Below are 858 nucleotides of genomic sequence, written 5' to 3' on the forward strand. Positions count from 1 at the left end.
WTAAAAAATTTAAAGCAAAATCATAATCTTACACAAAATTAGTTTTCAAATTGTCATATTGATGATTTTTTTTATTTCATCAAGAGTTTTCGACAAAATTAAAGCATATTTTAATATTAGTTTCCTTAAAAACACGATATAATATATATAATTTAAGGTAAATAAAAAAATGAAACAAAAAAAAGTATCGACAGAATCCTAAAATTAAGCGAATGTTTCGAATTAAAGGTGAATATGAGGCAACAAAATTAGCACAAAATTTTGTCCGTTATATGACCAATCCCTTTCAAGATAAACACATTCGAAATGAATTAATTGATACTGAAAATGAAATTTATATGACCGATATTAGTAATGATGATGATCAAACATATACCATTGCAATTAGTACCCAATTAGATTACCAAGAAGATGCTACACGTGTTAAAGAGTTAGTAAAAGGCTATGTTGATAATGACTTAGACTTTTTATGATATACCATTGGTGAACAAATTGATGAAAAAGAACAAGCTTTTTTTGAATCATTAGGATTTATTCAAAATGAAATTTTAGTTGGAATGGTACTTGATTTAACAAAATGAAAAAAAGTAAAATTAAAAGTTGATAAAAATCTTAAATTTCGACGTGTTAATGATAATAAACGATTAAATGATTTTAGTAAAATTCTTGAAAGTGCAATGGGACCAAAAAGTTGAGATTATGCATTTTATAAAACTTTATTAAAATTAAATAAAAATAAAGATACCGTTGAAATTGATTTATTAGACTTCTTGCATAACCTAGTTATTTTAAAATTCCTATAAAATATATTTAAAATAGAAATTATAGGAATCTAAAATTATGAAATTTGATAAATTA

Annotated in this window: 1 protein-coding gene; it reads left to right on the plus strand. The window is 23.0% G+C overall.

The window, feature by feature from the left end:
• Nucleotides 1–212 precede the first annotated feature (212 nt).
• Nucleotides 213–803 carry a hypothetical protein gene (locus EHV01_RS06125; RefSeq protein WP_422066687.1) on the plus strand — a complete coding sequence of 197 codons (591 nt, stop codon included), beginning with the start codon at nucleotides 213–215 and terminating at the stop codon, nucleotides 801–803.
• Nucleotides 804–858: the final 55 nt, after the last annotated feature.

The organism is Spiroplasma sp. hy2 (genome assembly GCF_044714365.1).
Lineage (GTDB): Bacteria > Bacillota_I > Bacilli_A > Mycoplasmatales > Mycoplasmataceae > Spiroplasma > Spiroplasma phoeniceum.